Consider the following 20,452-nt stretch of genomic DNA (forward strand, 5'->3'; position numbering starts at 1 on the left):
GATGGAATCCAAGGTTCTGAAACCCATTCTTGCCGTCTATGTCGGCCTGTTCATCCTGTTCCTCTATGGTCCCTTCATCGTGCTGGGCATCCTGTCCTTCCAGCAGGGTCCCGAAGGCGGGCCGCAGTTTCCGATCATCGAATGGTCCACCTACTGGTACCGGCACCTGTTCGGTCTGACCCCGCCATCCCGGATCGCCCCTCTGCCCGTCGGTGAGGCGCTGGTGCGTTCACTGACACTGGCCTTCATGACCATGGTTACCGCCACCGTTCTGGGCGTCATGGCCGCGCAGGCCTTCCGCAAACGGTTCCGTGGCGCGGGCGTTGTATTCTACCTGATCGTTCTGGGCATGATGGTGCCGGGCGTCCTGACCGGCCTTGGCACCTCGCTTCTGGCCAATAACGTCGTCGGGATCGAGCGTCACTGGTGGAGCACCGCCTTCCTGGCGCATGTGGTCTATACCTTCCCCTTCGCTTTTCTTGTGATGCTGGCGATCCTCAACCGCTTTGACGGCTCTGTCGAGGAAGCGTCCTGGTCGCTGGGTGTCTCGCCCATAACGACGTTTCGCAAGGTGACCTTCCCGCTGATCTTTCCGGGGGTCCTGTCGGCAATGCTCTTTGCCTTTACCCTCAGCTTCGACGAATTCCCGCGCACTCTGTTCGCCTCTGGCCGCGATCAGACATTGCCGCTGGCGATCTATGGCACCTTCTCGGTCGAGATCCACCCGAACATCTTTGCCTTTGGCGTGATGACGACCCTGTTCTCCTTCGCGCTGCTGTCGGTCTACGGGATCCTCATGGGTCTGAGCGTGCGGCGGGCAAAGAAAATGGCCATGCAGGAAGACATCGCATGAATACGGTCATCGTCACAGGCGCGGGATCGGGTATCGGCCTTGCCGTTGCCACCAAGCTTGCCGGGCTGGGCTACAACGTGGTCGTCAATGACTTCAACGAAAGCGCCGCACAAGAGGCGGCCGCCAGGATCGGCGGCCTCGCGGTACAGGGCGATGTATCGCAAGAGGCGGACGTGGCCCGCATGCTCGAGGTCTGCATCGCCGCATTTGGGGCCCCGACCCACCTGGTCAACAACGCAGGCCACGTGCACCAGTCGCGTTTTGTCGATCTGGACCCTGCCGAATTCGATCGGATGATCGCAGTTCATCTGCGCGGCACCTTCCTGTGCACCCGCGCGGTCCTGCCCCACATGATTGCTCGGAAATCGGGATGCGTGGTGAACATGGCATCCCAACTCGGCCAGATCGGGGGGGTGGAACTGGTCCACTACTCCGCGGCGAAGGCAGGCATCATCGGCATGACCAAGGCGCTGGCCCGCGAGGTGTCGAAACAGGGCGTACGGGTCAACGCGGTCGCGCCCGGCCCGATCAACACGCCGCTGGTGCGTGCACTGTCGCAGGAGTGGCGCGCCGCAAAGGCGGCAGAGCTTCCGCTGGGCCACTTCGGAGAACCCGAGGATGTGGCCGAAACCGTTGCATTTCTGTGTTCAGACGCGGCGCGCATCTATGTGGGCCAGACCCTGTCACCAAATTCGGGAGACGTAATGCTATGACATCAGTTGCACTGATCACGGGTGCCGGGATCGGCATCGGGCGCGCCACCGCCAAGGCCCTAGCGGCGCGCGGTGATCATGTTGTGGTCACCGACGTTCTTGAGGATGACGGCCGCAGCGTCGTGCAGGAAATCCGCAAGGCCGGGGGCGAGGCGGAGTTCCAGCATCTGGACGTGCGCGACACCGATCGTGCCAATGCCGTGGTCAAGGATATCGAAACCCGTTTCGGCAGGATCGACACGATTGTTGCCAATGCAGGTATAGCGCATCGTGTCCCGCTTGAGCAGCTGACCGATGAAAAATGGGATCATACCTTCGACATCGATCTCAAGGGGATGCTGCGCGTCATCCGGCCTGCGGCGCCGGGCATGAAGGCGCGCGGCAGCGGCGCGATCATCTGCCTGTCTTCGATCATGGGTGTCGCCTATGGTTGGGACGAGCATGTGCACTACTCCTCGGCCAAGGCCGGCGTGGTCGGCCTGGTGCGCGGCCTTGCTGTCGAATTAGGCCGCAATGGCGTGCGGGTAAACGGCGTGGCGCCGGGATACATCCGCACCGCACAGCTTTTGTCCGAGAAACACTCCCTTGGACCCGAGGGCGCCAAGACAGTCGGCGATATCGTGCCACTGGGCCGCATCGGGCTACCGGATGACATAGCGGATGTCGTCGCATTCCTCGCGTCGGACTCCGCAAGGTATCTGACGGGTCAGGTCATTACCGTGGACGGTGGGCTTATGGTCGGGCGCTACTGAACACGCAAGGAAGGGCAACCTTCCGGAAAACCAAGGACGAAACGACCTCAACAAGGAGAAGACAAGTGACACACTCAAATTTCTCAAGGCGGAACTTTCTAAAGACCACTGCGGGTAGCGCCGCGCTGGCGGCAGGCGGGATGCCATTCCTTGGCGCACAGCAGGTCTTTGCCGCAAACCTGGCAAACCAGGAACTGCGGACCGTGGGTCTGTCGGTGACCGTTCAGGAACGTATCCTGAACGACTTCAAGGAAAAATCCGGTGTCGGCTCGGTCAACGGCAAGGCGGATATCTTCCCCAACACGCAAACCGAAATCCTGTCCGGTTCGGACGCCTACGATTGCTGGGAAATCATCGGCGAACGTCTTGCCGCAATGGTTGCCACGGACAAGCTGGCGCCCGTCGCTGCTGCCGATCTGAAGAACTGGGCCGGCATTCGTGAAACCTTCACCAAACCGTCGGACCGCTGGGCGCTGAACCAGCAGATCGTCGGCCAGATCTGGGAGGACGAAAGCCAGACGCGCCTGAACATGGTGCCGACGGTCTACAACTACGACTCCATCGGCTATCGCCCCGACCTCGTGGATGCAGAAGAAGCCTCCAACTGGTCCGCGCTGTTCGATCCCAAGTTCAAGGGCAAGACCGGCCTGAACGTCGACCCGCTAATTGCATTCGGCCAGGCGGTTCTGGCGATGAACGAGCTGGGCCTTCTGGAAGTGCCCAACCCGGGCAACCCGGATGCGGCGGCTATCGAAGAGGCGGCCAAATTCCTGATTTCCAAGAAGAAAGAGGGTCAGTTCCGCGCACTTTGGGGCGACTTCGGCGAACTGGTGAACCTGCTGGCTTCCGGCGAGATGGTGATCGCGGACGCTTGGCAGCCTGCGGTGATGGCGGTCAAGGCGCAGGGGGTCCAGTGCTCCTATGCGACGATGAAGAGCGGCTATCGCGGCTGGTCGATCGGGATTTCCCCGCTCAAGACCTCGCCGAACCTTGAAGCTGTCACGGCCTATGCCGACTACTGGCTGTCCGGCCCGCCCGCCATTGCCGTGTCCGAGCAGGGCTACTACTCGCCCACCACGAACGTCAAGAACGTGATGGATCCCGACAAATATGCCTTCTGGTACGAGGGCAAGCCCTGGGTCGGCGCGACCGAGCGCGGCATCAAGGAAGGCGATCTGCGCGATGGCGGCTCGCTGGAAGAGCGGGCAGCGAACGTGGCTTACTGGCACCAGTGGCCGGACGAGTACGACCTGCTTATCCGCAAGTGGGACGAATTCCTTTCTGCGTAAATCACCATTGGTTCAGCCGGGTCCCCGGCTGAACCACCCCTTCCCTTTTCCCAGGAACAGGACGCATTTCCCTTGGCCTACGATCTTCAGCTCACACATGTCTACAAGACCTATGACAATGGAACACCGGCCGTCATCGACTTCAATCTGGACGTCGAGAAAGGGGAATTCATCGCATTCCTTGGGCCATCGGGCTGTGGCAAATCCACGACCCTGCGGATGATTTCCGGGTTCGAGACGGTCACATCAGGCGATCTGATGATCCGCGGCAAGCGGGTGAACGACCAACTCCCCGAGAAACGCCCCACCTCGATGATCTTTCAGAACTATGCGCTTTTCCCGCATATGAACGTGCGCCAGAACGTACTGTTCGGCCTTGAGGTCAAGAACATGCCGCGCGCCGACGCCAACCGCAAAGTTGACCAGATTCTCGACAAGCTTGGCCTGAGCGGGATTGCCGAAATGCCCACCGCGCGCCTGTCGGGCGGACAGCGCCAGCGCATCGCGCTTGCCCGTTCTCTTGTGGTGGAACCGGATATCCTGCTGCTGGACGAACCGCTTGGCGCGCTTGACGCGAACCTGCGCAAGAGCATTCAGAATGAATTGAAACTTCTGCAGCGCGATCTTGGGATCACCTTCGTCTTCGTGACCCATGCCCAATCCGAGGCGCTTGCGCTGTCCGACCGTATCGTGGTGATGAACGCCGGTCGCATCGAACAGGTCAGCCCCCCGCGCGAGCTTTACACCCGCCCCAGCAGCCAGTTTGTCGCCCGCTTCATCGGCTCGAATACGATCCTGCCCGGAACCGTCAAGGCACGGCAGGATGGCAATGTCATACTGGAAACAGCTTTCGGCCCGCTGGGTGGCGCGAACCGTGCCGGGATCGACGCCCATGAGGGCCGCGAAATGAGCATCATCCTGCCCGCCGAGGCGGTGGACCTGGTTCCCGCCGATGTACCCGAAGACGAGATGCGCGCGAACTTTGGCTCGAACACTATCCCCTGCACCATCGAAAGGCTGCAGATCGTGGGTCATATCATGCACATGATCGTCAGCTTCGTCGACGGCAGGAAGATCAATGTCGAAGGACATGTGGACAAGTACCGCGATCGACTGAAGGCCGGAGGACGCGCGTTTGTCGCGTGGAAATCCGCAAATGCCACCGTGATCGACCACTAGGGGAAAATCGATGTCGCACATCACGGCACAGGCAATATCTGAAGGGCTGCGATCGGGGAAACTCGATCCGGTCACCTTGACCGAAGAGGTCTATGATCGGCTGGAGCAGCACGCCGACAACGCGATCTTCATCGAAACCACCCGTGACAGGGCGATGGCCGAGGCGCAGGCCTCCCGCCTGCGGTTCAAGATAGGCCTACCGGCTAGCCCGCTGGACGGTGTTCCGGTGGCATGGAAGGATCTTTTCGACCTGAAAGGCCGCATCACAACTGCCGGGGCCACGGTCACCAGGACAGATCCCCCCGCGACCGCGGATGCGCCGGTCATCGCGACGGCCCACAGGGCTGGCATGATCACGACAGGCACGGTGAACATGACGGAATTCGCCTATTCCGGCATCGGTCTGAACCCGCATTACGGCACGCCGCGCAACGTTCATGCGCCGGTCGGGCAAAGACGCAGCCCCGGCGGGTCATCCTCGGCCTCGGGCGTGGTCGTCTCGGCGGGCATCGTCCCCATCTCGATGGGATCGGACACCGGGGGTTCGGTCCGCATACCGGCCTCTTTCAACGGCGTGGTGGGTTACAAGACCTCGGCAGGACGCTATCCGATGGACGGCGTCTATCCCCTTGCCAAATCTCTGGACACGATCGGCCCGCTGGCCCACACGGTCGCCGATTGCGCGCTGTTCGACGCGGTGCTGCGCGGAAAGGACACCCCCGAGGCGCAGGCCGCGCGACCCGACACATTGTCCTTCGTCATTCCGGACGAGATCCTGCTGGATGGGCTCGCGCCCTCGGTTGCGGCCAATTTCGACGCCACCGTGGCAAGGCTTGAAGCCGCCGGGGCGCGGATCATGCGCATCTCGCTACCCGAACTTTCGGAGCTGACCGATCTGATAGCACACCACGGTTTTCTGGCCGGCGCGGAAGCCCTTGTGCTGCATCTGGACCGGGTGCGCGGTCCTGCTGCCGCACAGATGGATGCTCGCGTCGTGCGCCGCATCAGGCTGGCCGAAAGCATGAGCGCGGTTGACGTGCTGATGCTGCAACAGGCCCGGATGCGCACCATGGCCTCGACCGCGGCCCGGATCGGCGCCTCGATCGTGCTTTGCCCGACAACGGCCACCACGGCGATGGAGATCGGCCCGCTGGAAGCGGATCAGGAGGTTTTTTTCCGCCACAACGGCCTGACACTCCGCAACACCTCATTGGGCAACTTCCTGGATTGGTGCGGCGTTTCCATTCCCAACGGCACCGATGCCGATGGCATGCCGACAGGCTTCCTGCTGTCAGCCCCGACAGGCCAGGATACGGCCCTGCTGGCAGCGGCACTGGGCTGCGAAGAGATCGTCCGCGGCTAGCGCCGCCCCGAAACTGACTGACACAACGAAGAGGAGACCGAAAAATGACCAAGAAAATCTACTGTGCCTTCGGCACCGATATCGACTCTGTCGCGGGCCAGATTGGCTCGTATGGCGGCGGAGATTCACCCAACGACATCCAGCGCGGCATCTTCGCGACCGAAGTCGGTGTGCCGCGCCTGCTGCGCCTGTTCAAGAAATACGAGATGCGGACGTCCTTCTTCATCCCCGGCCATTCCCTCGAGACATTTCCGAAAGAGATGGACATGATCGTCGAGGCTGGCCACGAGATCGGCGCGCATGGCTATCTGCACGAGAACCCTGTGGCCATGACCCCCTCGCAGGAGGAAGACGTTCTGGTCAAGTCCATCGAACTCATCAAGAAACTGACCGGCGAGGCGCCCAAGGGCTATGTTGCACCCTGGTGGGAAATGTCCAACGTCACCGCGTCCTTGCTGGGCAAATACGGCTTTTCCTATGACCACAGCCAAAGCTACCGTGACTTCCAGCCGTTCTACGCCCGCGTCGGCGACGAATGGAATGTGATCGACTATTCCAAGACCGCCGGGGAATGGATGCATCCGCTCAAGCACGGCAAGGAGATCGACCTAGTCGATATCGGCGCGAACTGGTATGTCGACGACCTGCCGCCGATGATGTTCATCAAGAACGCCCCCAATAGCCACGGCTTTGTCAGCCCGCGCGATATCGAGCAGATGTGGAAGGACCAGTTCGACTGGGTCTACCGCGAGATGGATTACGGCGTGTTCCCGATCACCATTCACCCCGACGTCGCCGGCCGTCCGCAGGTTCTGCTGATGCTGGAGCGTCTGATCGACTACATCAACGGTCACTCGGGCGTCGAATGGGTGGATTTCAACACCATCGCGGATGACTTCCGCAAGCGCTTCCCCTTCGACAGCGACAAGCGCCCCGAAGTGATCTGAACCGGCAAAGGGGGCAGCGCCAGTGCGCTGCCCCTCTGCCACTGGACGAGGTTGTCAGATGTGCAATGCATGCGGGTTCCCGACACGTCCCGGCCACTGGACCGACGCTGGCGCGGATAACGCGGGCGACAGATTGCGCCTGCAATTGCGCCGGGCCCAGGTTCTGAACAAACTTCTCAAAGGCTATGGCTTCACCGCGCGCCCCCCCGGACACGCGCCCGGATTTGCGCTGTCTTCCTTTTCCGGGCGCACGACGATCCTACCCGACCTGGAAGCCGTCTGGCAGGAAGCCGCGCAGCAACTGGGCCATCCGATCGACCCGCTTGACCCGCGGTTCACAGCCCCGGCCGACCCCGCCACATGATGCCCGCGCCTGACGACGGCCGCCTGCGGCTGACGATTCTTGGCGGCTACCTGGGATCCGGCAAGACGACATGGCTGCGCCACCAGCTTTTCGAGGGCGCCTTCGGCAAGGCGCATATTCTTGTCAACGAAGCGGCCGAGACGCCTGTGGACGATACGCTGTTGTCGTCGCAAGCCGCTGGCCTGACCATGCTGTCAGGCGGCTGCGCCTGCTGCACGGGTAAGGATGACCTTGTCGCCGCCCTGCGTACCTTGTGTGACCTGCGTAGCCGCCAGCGCCCTGAGGAACGCGACACGGGCCAGATCGTTCTTGAAACCAGTGGCCTTGCCGATCCGGCCGCCATTCTCGACGCCATCCGCCAGGACAGCGTGCTGGTGCACCATATCCGCGTGGCCGAGATCATCGTACTGGTGGACGCCATGAACGCGGCTGAACAGTTGCGCACTGAATACCTGGGACGAGCCCAGATCGAAGCCGCGGACAGGATCATCCTGACCAAGGTTGACGCTGTTCCCGACACTGTGCTTGCCACCGTTGTTGCGACCGTACGCCATCTCAATCCGGGTGCCTCGGTCGAGGCAGCCGTAAAAGGTCAGCCCTTCAGCCTGCCTGACTTGCCCGCCGTGCCCCCCTATGATCTGCCACGGCTGGCGGATGGCGGCGCACCGATCCAGCCGACGAAAATCGACATTCCAGACGATGTGGACTGGGCGACGTTTTCCGTTTGGCTATCGGCCCTTCTCTACGCGCGCGGCGATGATCTGGTCCGCGTCAAGGGCGTCTTTGAAACCCCCGCTGGCCCATTGCTGCTGCAGGCGGTGCGCAAGTCCGTCCAGCCGCCCGAACTACTTCCACCCGAGGCAGCCCATCGCCAGAACCAGATCGTTTTCATCGGACGCGGGTACAATGGCGATGATCTGCGCCGATCGCTGGCGTATTTCACGCACGGCTAGGGTCAAGGAGTTGGCGCCAATTGAACCAAGTCAAGCAGCCCAACAAAACCTGATCGCGCCTGAACTCGCGCTGTGAGTTTTCTATAGGGTGCTGCCAGACGAATTCGAACCAGTCTCCGAATGGACCGTGACGCCGCCCTTTGCCGCGTTTGCAAACAAAACCAACGCCGAACCGGAAGGTGAATGGCGGCTGCGCCATTGACTTTCATGGCGGTAGGAGTACCGTTCTCTAGACCAATCGGTCTATTTCAGAAACCTCAAGGGAGGACATGTCATGCGAATTTCTAAAGAAAGCGTTGATATCAAGATGCAAATTCCAGGCGCCGTTATCCGTCAACATCGTGATTTCGGGGATGCAACAGGTCTTGGAAAGATCAGCGGGGAGTATTTCACTCTTTCTGCTGGCGTCGACACCACACCGCTATTCCAGGGTTTGGAGGGAAACCTCTGCCAGTCGCCGCATTGGGGTTATGTCCTGAAGGGTCAACTGACCACGATTGATGCCGCAGGTACTGAAGAAACCGTCAGCGCCGATGATCTTTTCTATTGGCCACCGGGTCACAACGTTAAAGTCGATGCCGATGCAGAGATAATCATGTTCAGCCCGCAACACGAACATAGCCAAGTGATCGATCATATGATTGAAATGACGAAAGGATAGCACCTTCCTCGCGGATCCGGCCTGGCGATTGATCAACCCTAGAAAAGCACATGAACTCTAAAGCAACACAGGACGCAGTGAGTGTTGCGCCTATTCATGCAACCAAACAAAGGCTGATCGATGCCGGGCTCCGGTTGCTTCTCAAGCATGGTTATAACGATCTTGGCATCCAGGCACTGCTTGCAGAAACACGGATTCCGAAAGGATCGTTCTATCATCATTTCAAAGATAAAGAGGATTTTGCGCTACAAGTTGTCGACCACTACATGACGCAAGTTCACGCCGGGCTTGATGTCAGCCTGCTGGATCCGAAACGGCCACCGCTGATGCGTGTGAGGGACTTTTTCGACATGATACAGAATTCCTATCGTGAAGAAGGCTACATGGGCTGTCTGCTGGGGGGGCTTGGTCAGGAACTGTCCGGGGTCAGTGACCTGTTTCGAAATAAGATCGCTGATTGCTTTGCTGCTATTGCCGAACGCGTCGCTGGCTGCCTTGAAGAGGCGCGCAAGCAAGGCGACATTCCGGCCGACAGCAAAGTCGAAGAAATGGCAAATCTGCTGGTCGATTGCTGGGAAGGGGCCGCCCTGCGTAGCCGCCTTCAGAAAAGTCCAACCTCGCTCGACACCATGCTGAATTTCTACTTTCACGCGGTATCCAACGACCGGCCCCCGCAAGGCAAGATGCCGGCAGACAAGGCGCACAAGCCCGGTTAGCACGCGCCAGACTCCTGCCATCGTCCTGTGCTCACCTGCCACAATGGCGAACGTAAGAGCGAGATCTTAAGTCGCATTGCGCCTGTCTGATAGGATAGATTGGTTGTATTTGCCGCCTAAAGAACAACGGAGCCAATAGTGGACGCGCTCTCACCCTTGATGCTCGGATTCCTGGGAAGTCTCGTCGCGGGCTTGATGACTGCTGTTGGCGCCACTCCAGTCCTATTCGGAAGGACACCGAGCCGAGGGCTTCGGGACATGTCACTTGGCTTCGCAGCCGGTGTAATGCTGTCCGCTTCGTTCTTCTCTCTCATCATACCTGCAATCGATGCGGCCGAAGAGCGGTATGGTCCAGGCGTGATCCCTGCAGGTATCGCTGTAGTGGGAATTCTAGCGGGCATGGCGATCGTCGCTTGGGTCAACGAGAAGCTTCCACACCAGCATTTTACGATCGGAAGGGAGGGTCCTGACAACGCTGCGCTCCGCCAGATCTGGCTTTTCATAATCGCGATAACGATCCACAATTTTCCTGAGGGCCTCGCTGTTGGAGTAGGGTTTGGGGCGCATGGCCTGTCTGGCGGGATGCCATTGGCGATCGGTATTGGCCTGCAGAACCTGCCTGAAGGCCTTGCAGTTGCGGTAGCTTTGTTAGGTGAAGGATATGGCAGGATTCATGCCTGGAGCATCGCTGCGCTTACCGGGCTGGTTGAGCCAATCGGCGGCGTTATCGGAGCAGCGGTAATCTCGTTTTCGGAGCCGTTTCTGCCATGGGGGCTGGCGTTTGCAGCCGGAGCAATGCTCTACGTGATTAGTCACGAGATTATTCCAGAAACGCACCGAAGCGGGCATCAGAACAAGGCTACCCTCGGTCTGGCTATTGGCCTGGTACTGATGCTCTTTCTCGATGTTTGGTTGGCGTAGATTAAGGTCGCTTGCGCGCATTGAAGCATTTTTCGCCAAAGCACACGTTCAATCATCGAGGTCTCGAGGTCTGCTTGCGGACAAAACGGTCGCCACGCCAACCCAAGACAGTCGAAGTGGTATCAGCCTCCGCCCAATAGCGCGTTTCCCGCCATTCCTAAAGCAAAGCCAGCCAAAGCAGCGAGCGAAGGGATTTGGTGGTGTTTTTGGTGCGCCTTCACAGCGATGTCCTGAAACAAAAGATAAAAGATGCCACCAGCTGCCGCCATCATGATCCCGCCAGTAATTGCAGGTAGTTCAGCAAAGAAGAGAAAACCGGCTACAACAGCCAATGGCCCGATGCCCGCAAGCGCGAAGAAGAACGCCATGACGCGGCGCCGCGCATGGCGACCGCCTGCTGCCAGTTCGCGCCAAGCATTAAATGCTTCTGGAAGGTTCTGTGCGCCAATCAGAAGGGCCAGTAGGGCAGCCTCCGATGATCGGCTGGCCATGATCGCACCAAGTGAAACCGCTTCGGGTACGAAATCAGTAAGCATTGCAAGGAACTGTGCGTTGCTATTGGCATGTTGCCGTCGCAAGCGGTCCAAAAGGGCGAAAGCAATGCCGCCGAAAAAGAATGCGCCAAGGGCACCCCAGAGTGGCAAGAGCTTCAGGCCCTCTGGTACCAACACAAAGGCAACAGCAGCCAATAGAATGCCGCCACCAAATGCCATGACGCTATGGCGAACCTCTTGCTCTAACCAACGTGGTTGAATTCGTTCGATACTCGCCAAGTACCCCCCGACCGGGATCATTAGCCCAGCGAAACCGCCGTACAGCAGGGCGAGGTAGAAATCATTCATCAGAGGCGTGCTTTGTGCGGCTCGTTGTTACTGCTGTCTGGTTCGTGACTACACTTCAACTCGCTACCGTTTCCAGAGGTTGCTAAGTCTGTGGGCATATAGCAATGCTATGTTTGAACGCTTTGGATCAGAGCGGACCTTCGCCACAAAGTGCATGGAGGTCCGCTAAGGGCACAGAGCGGACTTTTGCTGCAGTGTGGGCTAAGGTCAGCGATGCGGACAAACAAACCTATCGACAGTAGTCTAACGAGATCGGTGACCCTCCCTTGCTCAAGCCATTTTGCTCTGAAAGGCGCTGCAGAACTGCTTCAGTCAGTCAAAAACGGCGCGGGCACCATGAGTTTGTTGGTCTGGCTCGCAAGGTATCCAGCCTCGGCACTTTTGGCCAGATAAGCCTGCCAAGCGGGATCTGCCGCCAGTTGTGCGCGGCGGGCTTCACGGTCCGCCGCGTCGCGATAGGCCCAAATATGCACGAATGAATTGACGTCGCCGGTTTCTGTCTGGGCGAAGATGATGGGCGTTCCCAGAATACGCAGCTGCGCGGCATAGCCATGTTCGGCATAGAGCGCGAGATGCTTCTTGATCGTGCCAGGGCGGCAGACATAAGTACGATGGTCATAAATCATTGCTGCTTCCTTTAGTTTACAGAGATTTTTGGTTCGATACGCACAGATCGCGGGCGTGTTTTCAGTGGTTTTATACCTCGATTAAACCGCCACAGGGTTGTGCATCGGTTATTTGAAGTTGGCCTGATCAAGGGTTTTCCCGTCAAGCAATGAATGCGGAGCCGGCCGCTGCAAGCGCCGAGATGGCAACCGATCCCTGCATGAACCACTCGTAAAGCATCTCGACCTGACGAAGTTCTGGTCATACCAAGACGCTGCGGGACCGCCCTGCCCCTCTCAATTCGTTTTTCGTGCTGCGGTTAATGCCGATCTCTCAGCCGCCCCACCCGCCAAGGATCAGCAGCACCACACTCACCAGCCCGGCCGAGGTGGAGGCATAAATTCCGTTCCAGCGGATGCCCAGGATGGCCGGTTCCTGCTCTATGGCGCGGCTCGTGATGCGCACCGCTGCCGACAGCGGTGAGATGCCCACCGAAAGAGTCCAGCCGGTCAGCGCCATCAGCGCCAGATGTATCGGCACGAACTCCAGCCCCGGAAGGTTTGGCAGCACCCCCATCAGGACAGAGACGGTGACGATGGAATTGATCCCGAGGAACGAGAGCGCGAAGATGGTGACGAAACCTGCCACCATCACTGGCCCCTCGCCCAGACCCAGCGCCACGATTTTGCTGCCCAGAGCCTCGACGTCGATCAGCGGCAGGATCAGGATGGCGATGGCCCCCGAGGCGGCGAAAATAACCATTTCCGAGCGGAAGTTCGGCAGTTTCGGCAAAGTCTCGGTCGCCAGGGCACGGGCGGCGGCAAGAATGGGCCGCGCCTGCCCGCTGCCGTGGCGCTGGACCGTCTGCCAGACCAGCACGATGGCGGGGATCGACACGAGGATGGCGGTGATCATCCGCACGTCGAGCCACCCGCCCACCGCCATGCCTACCGCCGGGATCGTGGCGATCAGCCCAACCAGCGGCAAGAGCGGCCGCACCCATGGCTGCGCAGCGGGCGGCGCCGCCGGGCGGTGATAGCTGAGGCGGTCCAGAAGCCAGCCAATGCCCAGCAGCACCGCCGCCGCACCGGCGCCATAAGGCAGCAACTCAAGCCACGCGAGTCCCGGCAGCGCCGCAAGCACGATCGGCATAGAGATCGAGGTGGGCGACCACAACGGCACGGTGCAAAAGCCGCGAAGCATCGCCAGCGACATCCGGCGCAGGCGGATATCGGCCACGCGGTCGCCGCTCTCGCCCCGGCCCTGGGCCACGCCCTGCGCGATCATCGTGCCCAACAGGCTGAGCGTACCGAGGTTCAGCAGAACCCCCATCAGCATGCCGCCGAACGTCAGCACCGAATAGCGCCGGCCGGGCGGCTGTGACAACAGAACAGTACCGGAGCGGCGGATCAACGGCGATTGCGCCGCAGTGTCCTGCAGCAACGCCAGCATGGCCACAAAAAAAGCAAAGAAAAGCGCCTGATCCAGCGCGCGGTGCAGCGCGTCGATGCTGATCCAGCCCAGAAGCGGCAGCGCCACCCCCAGCCCTACGGCGACTAAGGCAAGAATACGCGCAACGCTAACCAGCAAGAACCATTGCGGAAGGATGAACCCGAGGATGAAGGCCATGCCGCCCGGTATCCATGTCCATGTGGCGCCCGTCACCTCGTGGATGCCCACGGTCAGTGCCATCACCACCAGCGACAGGCTGGCCAAACCGTTGCGAGGCGCCACATCCTGAGGCAAGGGGGGCGCGGCTGGGGGCATCGGTCGGTCACGGTCCGGTCACAGGGGCTTGGGCAGTGGCCGGGCGAAACGGTCATCAACCAAGGCGGTGGTGGCACCAGCATATTCCGCCGCCATGCACGCGGCAAGAGTCGCGACGGGCAGCACGGCACCGGTACAGACGATATCCTCGGCCCGGGCGGCCATGTTCATGTCATAAAAGGGTGCTGTCAGACAAATTCGAACCAGTCTCTGCTTGGACAGTAACACTGTTCTTATGCCGCGCAAAGACCGCGCCACTCGGCCAGAGCGGCGGCGCGGTTGAGCTTGAAATTGGGTCGAGTTGAGAGGCTGCGGTCCTGATTGAAGCGATTGTAGACAGAAGCATGAACAGCGGCGAATTTCTGCAGACTTCGCATGCGCCTGAAACGCAACATCGCCCTCTTCCGTCGTCGGAATGGCAAAAGCGAATTTTCAGCCCAGTTGTTCGCCCACCGACCGGTTCCTTGACGATCTGCTGCACCGATCTGCTTCAGCGCCGCGCCATACGATCGCAACCGGTCCGTGACGATAACCTCTGGGCGACCATGCTTACGCATTGCTTTCTTTAGGAATTTCAACACCGCTGTCTTATCACGCGTCCTCGTCACAAAGCTTTCCAGGACCTCGCCTTCGTGATCCACGGCCTGCCAAAGGTAGCGCCGCTCATCTTTGAACTTCACAAAAACCTCGCCCAGATGCCACCGCCAGCAGCTGGATTTCATCCCCTCAATCCGTCTCTTTTTGATCTCTGCGGCGAACATTGGGCCGAACCGATGCCACCAGAAACGGACAGTCTCGTGGCTCACGTCGACGCCACGCTCATGGAGCAAGTCTTCCACATTGCGAAGGGACAGCGGGAACCGGACATACAGCATCACAGCAAGACGGATGATCTCCAGACTGGTTTTGAAGTAGCGGAATGGGGAGCGTTTTGTCATCTCGGCAAGCTATGAAACCGCCGTGCCCGTCTCAAGCTGGTTTCCTCTGACAAGGCCGTTTTGCGTCTCCCACGTGTTTCAGGCCTTTTGCCCGACCCTGAGCGAAGCCCGGGAGTTTCGTACACTTCTCGAGAAGCACGCGCACAACTCGGTCTTCGTTCTGTCAAACGAGATGTTCAGCGTGGGCTTGAGGCGCAAGTTCTGAAGGCATCGGCTGCGCTTGGTCGAAAAATCAGGCTGAATACGCTGCCGAAGGGATGTTTGATATATGTCAATTCAGGAATGTAATTCTTGTGCTTGTCTTCATGATGATCCAAGAGGCCGTCCCCTTTGCGTGTATGACGCGACGACTTCGGCTTAAAGCCAGTCCTTCGAGGAGAGGTTTCCCGTGCGCGAACCGAAGCAATCGAACCGAAACGTAAAAGCGATTTTTCGCAACACAAGGCTGGCAATTGCCGCAATCGCCCTGTGCGGGTTAGCGGCATGCGATGGTGTCATCGTGGCAAGCCCTCGCCCCGGACCACCAGTCGTTCTGGGAGTTCCCGACACATGTTTCGAAATTCGCGACCCGGCGCTGCGCGCAACGGTGATGACGCGACTTGAACCCGTTTTCCGAGGCCCGCGGCGTGGTGGCCGCCGAGTAGCATTGCGCGAATACCTTCGCACGCACAGATACCGCGTTTACGACTGCGGCGACCTCTGGCACGTGGTTTTCGTTGCGACGCTTTCTTCGGCCGAACCCGACTACGTCATCTTTCGAAAAGACGGCGTGGTCATAAGACAGACGTTCTGACAAAGCTGTTCACCGCACATCCCGGATTGATCCAGCTTTATGCAGGCAGCTTTTCTGTTTTGTCATATGTTGAGGCTATGCAACCGCCCTGCCCTGCTGAAGCTGGCATCCTCTGGCAGTACAGTCCATTGTGCCCTACGAACTGGAAGTTCAGCTTGGGGCAAAGTGAATACCGGGGAAAGCTGTGGCCACCTTCGTATTCTAACCCTTGATGTCGGGTCGACACTGGCAAGACACTTTCGACTTGCGCCAGATACATCCGTGCGCGCTCATGATGCATGCGCATGCGATTCGCGGGATGTGAGATCGATCTCGACCGACACCTGTTCCTGTCGGGGGGCGAAGTCGTACGCCTTGAACCACAGGTCTACGACCTGGTTGTTCTGCTTGCGCGCAATCCAGGCAGACTCGTCACGCGTGAAGAGGTAATCGAAACCGTGTGGGATGGCCGCGTCGTAAGCGACTCCACGATAGACGCCCGTGTCGCCGCGGCGCGACGCGCGCTTGGGGACGATGGGCGGCAACAGAGCGTCATCGCCACAGTTCCAAGGCGGGGTCTTCGTTTTCTCGCCGAGGTCGAGGTCGCGGATCGCGAAGCTGGCGAGACGGCAGCTGCAGGACGCGAGCCGCTGGTGCCTGACGGCCGATCGATCGCCGTATTGCCCTTTGACGATCTGTCGGATCCTTCAGGGCAGTCGCTGTTCGCCGACGGCGTCGTGGACGACATCATCACCGAACTCTGCCGTTATCCGGACTTGCGAGTGATCGCCCGGCATTCAAGCTTCGCCTTTCGAGACCAGCAGATCGATGCGCGACGGGCGGGCGAGGCGCTTGACGTGCGGTTCGTTCTCGAAGGCGGGATCCAGCGCGCTGCCGACAGACTTCGGATCACGGTCCGCCTGATCGATGCGGCGAGCGGCGCACAGTCCTGGGCCGAGCGGTATGATCGGGATATCGCCGACGTCTTTGCCCTTCAGACAGAGATCGCCCAACTGGTCGCCGGCACGGTCGGCGCCAGCCTCCACGACATCGAACAGTCGCGTCTGGTATCGGCCGACCCCGCCACGCTTGGAGCCTACGAACTGACGCAACGGGCATGGGCCAAGATTCTGTCGACAGATCGCGGCGCGCTCGCCGAAGCGCGGGAACTTGCACACCAGGCAATCTCTCTCGACCCGGCCTACGGCCGACCCTGGGCCATGGTCGCCTGGACATACGTGCAGGACCGATTCAATGGCTATGCCGAAGATCTCGATCTGTGGGCGGAGCGCGCGTTCGAGGCGTCGTCGAAGGCCGTCGCGCTGGATGGGCAGGATCCATATGCAAGCGTGGCTTTTGCGATGGCTCTTCTGCACCTGCGTCAGCATGAGCGGGCGCTGGCCGAGCTCGACAGGTCAATCAGGCTCTGCCCGAGCTACGCCGAGCTTCACGCGCAGAGAGGTAACGTGCTTGGGTTCATGGCTCGGACAGTTGAGGCAGTGGAGAGCGCCGATGAGGCCCTTCGCCTGAACCCCAGAGGTCCCGGGCATCACCACTTGATGCGTGGGCGCGCTTTGCTGGTCACAGAAGACAACGACGAGGCGCGCCGATCATTGGAGACGGCGGCAGCGTTGCGTCCGCAGATGCCACAGATCCATTTCTCGCTTGCCGTGGCATATGCGCGGCTCGGCAGACCGGAGGACGCCCGGCGCGAGGTGGCAGAGATACTGGAACGTTCGCCCGATATCACCCGCCGCTATCAGGAGCAGATGCTTCCCTACTTGCGACCGCGCGATCTTGCCGCACAACTTGATATACTGACGGGGCTTGGGCTTCCGGATTGAACCGCAGCGACGCGCAACGATGGTCGGGACATAAGGTCGGATACCCGACGACGCCCGGCAAGCGTAACATGTCAACTCGGTGCCGTTCATGGCAGGTCGACACGCAAGGCAAGGACTGCTCCGCCCCGCATCGTTGACCTTGGCCCACACGGCAGCGAAAGTCCGCTCTCGGCCCAAAGCTGACATTTAAACCGAACGTCGCGAAAGTCAGATGCAGCGCGTTGCAGCCGTTGCTTGATACGTGCAAGGTATCGCATAGACTCGCGCCGAATTTGCCAGCACGCCTGCGCACGTTCAAGCACGAGATGTGCGGGGCTGCTCAAAAGCTATGCCCCGCCAAACGCAGAGTATGAGGAAACATGGGAGCGCTGACCTCAGGTCTTCAAGGGTTCAGCGCCGTGTGGTGCCGGCAGACGCCTGCCGTGCGTGGCATCCTGCTGATGTGCCTGTCGACTGTGGCCTTTTCGATCATGCACGGGTTGGTGCGCTTCGTCTCGGAAGTACTGCCGCCCTTTCAGATCGCCTTCTTTCGCAACGTCTTCGGTTTGGCATTTCTGCTACCGCTCTTGATGCGCTCTCGATTTGCAATACTGCGCACAAAGAGGATCGGTTTGCATGCGCTGCGGGGCGTCATCAATATCGTCGCGATGCTCATGTTCTTTACCGCGCTGTCGATCTCGCCAATTGCAAAGGTTACGGCGCTCAGCTTCACCGCACCGATCTTCATGGCCATTCTGGCGGTCCTCGTGCTGGGAGAGCGTTTTCGCATCTACAGATGGCTGGCGATCCTGTTCGGCTTCTTGGGCATGCTTATCATCCTGCGGCCGGGTCTGGTCGCGATAGATACCGGCGCATTACTGGTCACCTGCTCGGCTGCGCTATGGGCCGTGGCGATGGTCCTGATCAAGATTTTGTCGCGCACGGAGTCAAGTTTGACCATCGTCGCCTACATGGGGATCTTCCTCGGGATATTTTCGATCTTTCCGGCGCTTTGGGTTTGGCAGCCCTTCGGTCTGCAAACGCTGGGCTGGATGATACTGATCGGTCTCTTCGGCTCGATCGCACAAATGTCGCTCAGCCAGTCCTTGAAGGAAACCGATCCCACTGCACTGATGCCGTTCGATTTCCTCAAGCTGATATGGACAGCATTGATCGGAGCGTGGTTTTTCGGCGAAATTCCGGATATTTACACTATGATCGGGGCAACCGTCATCTTTTCGTCGGGCCTTTTCATCGCATGGCGCGAACGGCAGACGAAGCAAACCGCTTCATCTCACACCGCGCCCTTGGCGTAGCGCTAGCGTCCGCGACAGGCCAAAATGGATGGGGACGGCCAGTTGAACATATCGGCTCTTTACGCACAACGTATGACAGCTTGAGCAGCCCAGAGCGGAGGTTCATTCGATTGCGTCAATCCAGCCTCATGCCTTGCGCCGCCGCGCATTCTTCGAGAAGCCACTCATAGACGGCGCGAACAGCTTTCCGACGCCCGGCGCGCGCGTTGACCACAAGGTAGTACCCACCGAAATCAATCTCCACATCGGCGAGTTCGACCAAAGCGCCCGACTGGCGTTCCGGTTCGGCGAGGTTCTTATCCATGAGCACGGGTCCAAGACCGGCCACAGCCGACTGGATCGCAAGAATTGCACTAAGAGGATGGGGCAGTTTTAGGTCCAGTGCGTCATCAAGTCCTGCCTGCTGGAACCATTCGGGCCAGAGGCGGAACGTCGCTTCTTCGATCAGAGGGCCAGTTGCAAGGGCCCGAAGATCTACCTTCCCATTGGACATTGGAGCGAAGCCCGGCGCCGCGTATGCCCGAACGGCAGATCTAAAAAGCAGATGGTATCCCTCCGCCGGTTTACCGCGCACGTATCTCAGTCCCATGTCGAAGTCATGAGCATCGATATCCATGACCTGTGTTGTCACGGATAGCTTGAGATCGATTTCGGGATGTCTGGCCCTGAGGTTTGCAAGCCTTGGGATCAGCCATTTTTGGGCGACGGTATTCTCTGTTGTGAGCGTCACGGTGCCCTGCGGAGGAATCGAGAGCGCCTCGGTTGCGTGGGCTATCTGATCGAAAGCAGGCGTGATCTCGGAGAGGTATGTGCGACCTTGTTCTGTCAAGGCGACGCCTGTGTTCTGTGCTTGAAAAAGATGAACGTTGAGACGCTTCTCCAAGCCTCGAACATGTCGGGAGATAGCGGAGTGAGACACGTTCAACTCTTCAGCGGCCTTGGTGAAACTTCCCAGTCGCCCGGCCGCCTCGAAAGCGCGCAGAGCGTTCAAAGGGGGTAAAATTCGTCGCATTCTTCTTTGTGACTTTTTGGAACAAGCGGAGTCAAGAAATGGTGTTTGAGCAAATTGGGGACAGCGGTGCAGATTTGGAGCGAGACAAACCCAGGAGTACGCCATGCAATCGATCGATCAACGAGACTTTGAAGTTTGCCGGGCGCGGGCCATTCGGGCGCACGCTGGCATCAATGACGTCGTGAACAGGTGTCTTACTGCACTCCATATCGTCATCCAATTTTTCGACACTCCTCACCAAATATCCCCTCGGCTTTGTCGGGACGCTGGGCTGAACGAACTGGACATCGAGCGGGACCGCATCGCCAAGTCACCACTGATCCGCTAAGGCAAAATCGAGCTTGGTGTGCCAACCAAATTCCTATTGTGCCTTTGGCAGTCTTCCAGCAACCGTCACAGGCGGGCGTTGTCATCACGGCGAAACGCTAACTTCGGTCATTCGCGTGAAGCAAGTCGATTGGCCTTTTGGTTCGCAAATCAGACCTCACCAAATCCTTTGGGGAACGTCTTCTTTTCGCACATGACGGGTTTTGGTGGAAACTGCGGCGAACGACCGGTCCGAGCCCGAAGCGACTGGGTCGAAGTATTTGACTTTGCAGGAAGCGTATTATCAACTTCACGAGAATGCGGAGGGTCTTGGCATGGTCGAAGTCGGCTGGATTACA

The 20,452-nt window shown here is 59.4% G+C and carries 22 protein-coding genes; 16 read left to right on the forward strand and 6 right to left on the reverse strand.

The window, feature by feature from the left end; genetic code table 11:
• The first annotated feature begins 1 nt into the window (after position 1).
• The 12 genes from ACFQ3C_RS16500 (at position 2) to ACFQ3C_RS16555 (ending at position 10,711) form a co-directional block, all read left to right on the forward strand.
• A complete protein-coding gene (locus ACFQ3C_RS16500; RefSeq protein WP_380794063.1) occupies positions 2-853 on the forward strand; it encodes an ABC transporter permease in 852 nt (283 codons plus the stop codon).
• Positions 850-1,566, forward strand: coding sequence for an SDR family NAD(P)-dependent oxidoreductase (locus tag ACFQ3C_RS16505; RefSeq protein WP_380794065.1), 717 nt, complete (start codon positions 850-852; stop codon positions 1,564-1,566). The genes ACFQ3C_RS16500 and ACFQ3C_RS16505 overlap by 4 nt, the downstream gene beginning before the upstream one ends.
• On the forward strand, positions 1,563-2,318 hold the full coding sequence (locus tag ACFQ3C_RS16510; protein WP_380794067.1) for an SDR family NAD(P)-dependent oxidoreductase: 756 nt from the start codon (positions 1,563-1,565) through the stop codon (positions 2,316-2,318). The genes ACFQ3C_RS16505 and ACFQ3C_RS16510 overlap by 4 nt, the downstream gene beginning before the upstream one ends.
• A gap of 65 nt (positions 2,319-2,383) precedes the next feature.
• On the forward strand, positions 2,384-3,607 hold the full coding sequence (locus ACFQ3C_RS16515) for an ABC transporter substrate-binding protein (protein ID WP_380794070.1): 1,224 nt from the start codon (positions 2,384-2,386) through the stop codon (positions 3,605-3,607).
• 72 nt (positions 3,608-3,679) lie between these two features.
• Positions 3,680-4,786, forward strand: a complete 1,107-nt coding sequence (locus ACFQ3C_RS16520; protein WP_380794072.1) for an ABC transporter ATP-binding protein — start codon at positions 3,680-3,682, stop codon at positions 4,784-4,786.
• A gap of 10 nt (positions 4,787-4,796) precedes the next feature.
• Positions 4,797-6,149, forward strand: coding sequence for an amidase (locus ACFQ3C_RS16525; protein ID WP_380794074.1), 1,353 nt, complete (start codon positions 4,797-4,799; stop codon positions 6,147-6,149).
• Between the two features lie 44 nt (positions 6,150-6,193).
• The gene (locus ACFQ3C_RS16530) at positions 6,194-7,096 is read left to right on the forward strand and encodes a polysaccharide deacetylase family protein (protein WP_375571158.1); all 903 of its coding nucleotides are present in this window, start codon (positions 6,194-6,196) and stop codon (positions 7,094-7,096) included.
• 58 nt (positions 7,097-7,154) lie between these two features.
• Positions 7,155-7,460 (forward strand): hypothetical protein, encoded by a 306-nt coding sequence (locus ACFQ3C_RS16535; protein WP_380794077.1) that lies wholly within the window; start codon positions 7,155-7,157, stop codon positions 7,458-7,460.
• Positions 7,460-8,413, forward strand: a complete 954-nt coding sequence (locus ACFQ3C_RS16540; RefSeq protein ID WP_380794079.1) for a CobW family GTP-binding protein — start codon at positions 7,460-7,462, stop codon at positions 8,411-8,413. Before ACFQ3C_RS16535 ends, ACFQ3C_RS16540 begins: the two co-directional genes overlap by 1 nt.
• Positions 8,414-8,687: 274 nt before the next feature.
• Positions 8,688-9,074: a hypothetical protein gene (locus tag ACFQ3C_RS16545; RefSeq protein WP_380794081.1), complete on the forward strand. Its 387-nt coding sequence runs from the start codon at positions 8,688-8,690 to the stop codon at positions 9,072-9,074.
• A gap of 50 nt (positions 9,075-9,124) precedes the next feature.
• Entirely contained in the window at positions 9,125-9,790 is a 666-nt protein-coding gene (locus tag ACFQ3C_RS16550) for a TetR/AcrR family transcriptional regulator (protein WP_380794082.1), read from the forward strand.
• Between the two features lie 138 nt (positions 9,791-9,928).
• Complete coding sequence (locus ACFQ3C_RS16555; protein ID WP_380794083.1) at positions 9,929-10,711, forward strand: ZIP family metal transporter; 783 nt, start codon at positions 9,929-9,931, stop codon at positions 10,709-10,711.
• Between the two features lie 122 nt (positions 10,712-10,833).
• On the opposite strand, the gene ACFQ3C_RS16560 is transcribed toward ACFQ3C_RS16555, so the two are convergent.
• The 5 genes from ACFQ3C_RS16560 to ACFQ3C_RS16580 all read right to left on the reverse strand — a co-directional run bounded on the left by ACFQ3C_RS16560 (position 10,834) and on the right by ACFQ3C_RS16580 (position 14,864).
• Positions 10,834-11,553, reverse strand: coding sequence for a ZIP family metal transporter (locus ACFQ3C_RS16560; RefSeq protein ID WP_380794084.1), 720 nt, complete (start codon positions 11,551-11,553; stop codon positions 10,834-10,836).
• Positions 11,554-11,861: 308 nt separating this feature from the next.
• Positions 11,862-12,179: an NIPSNAP family protein gene (locus ACFQ3C_RS16565; protein WP_380794086.1), complete on the reverse strand. Its 318-nt coding sequence runs from the start codon at positions 12,177-12,179 to the stop codon at positions 11,862-11,864.
• 313 nt (positions 12,180-12,492) lie between these two features.
• Positions 12,493-13,893, reverse strand: coding sequence for a hypothetical protein (locus tag ACFQ3C_RS16570; RefSeq protein WP_380794088.1), 1,401 nt, complete (start codon positions 13,891-13,893; stop codon positions 12,493-12,495).
• Positions 13,894-13,944: 51 nt separating this feature from the next.
• The gene (locus ACFQ3C_RS16575; protein WP_380794090.1) at positions 13,945-14,097 is read right to left on the reverse strand and encodes a hypothetical protein; all 153 of its coding nucleotides are present in this window, start codon (positions 14,095-14,097) and stop codon (positions 13,945-13,947) included.
• 62 nt (positions 14,098-14,159) lie between these two features.
• Complete coding sequence (locus ACFQ3C_RS16580; RefSeq protein WP_380794091.1) at positions 14,160-14,864, reverse strand: IS6 family transposase; 705 nt, start codon at positions 14,862-14,864, stop codon at positions 14,160-14,162.
• A 388-nt stretch (positions 14,865-15,252) separates the two neighbouring features.
• On the opposite strand from ACFQ3C_RS16580, the gene ACFQ3C_RS16585 reads away from it, so the two are divergent.
• From ACFQ3C_RS16585 to ACFQ3C_RS16595, 3 genes are all read left to right on the forward strand, one after another.
• Positions 15,253-15,657: a hypothetical protein gene (locus ACFQ3C_RS16585; protein ID WP_380794092.1), complete on the forward strand. Its 405-nt coding sequence runs from the start codon at positions 15,253-15,255 to the stop codon at positions 15,655-15,657.
• 278 nt (positions 15,658-15,935) lie between these two features.
• Complete coding sequence (locus tag ACFQ3C_RS16590; protein ID WP_380794094.1) at positions 15,936-17,480, forward strand: winged helix-turn-helix domain-containing tetratricopeptide repeat protein; 1,545 nt, start codon at positions 15,936-15,938, stop codon at positions 17,478-17,480.
• A 359-nt stretch (positions 17,481-17,839) separates the two neighbouring features.
• On the forward strand, positions 17,840-18,775 hold the full coding sequence (locus ACFQ3C_RS16595) for a DMT family transporter (protein WP_380794097.1): 936 nt from the start codon (positions 17,840-17,842) through the stop codon (positions 18,773-18,775).
• Between the two features lie 115 nt (positions 18,776-18,890).
• On the opposite strand, the gene ACFQ3C_RS16600 is transcribed toward ACFQ3C_RS16595, so the two are convergent.
• Positions 18,891-19,766, reverse strand: a complete 876-nt coding sequence (locus ACFQ3C_RS16600) for a LysR substrate-binding domain-containing protein (protein ID WP_380794100.1) — start codon at positions 19,764-19,766, stop codon at positions 18,891-18,893.
• Between the two features lie 124 nt (positions 19,767-19,890).
• On the opposite strand from ACFQ3C_RS16600, the gene ACFQ3C_RS16605 reads away from it, so the two are divergent.
• Entirely contained in the window at positions 19,891-20,115 is a 225-nt protein-coding gene (locus ACFQ3C_RS16605; protein WP_380794103.1) for a hypothetical protein, read from the forward strand.
• Positions 20,116-20,452 lie beyond the last annotated feature (337 nt).

It is taken from the genome of Seohaeicola saemankumensis (assembly GCF_042678485.1).
Taxonomy (GTDB): domain Bacteria; phylum Pseudomonadota; class Alphaproteobacteria; order Rhodobacterales; family Rhodobacteraceae; genus Seohaeicola; species Seohaeicola saemankumensis.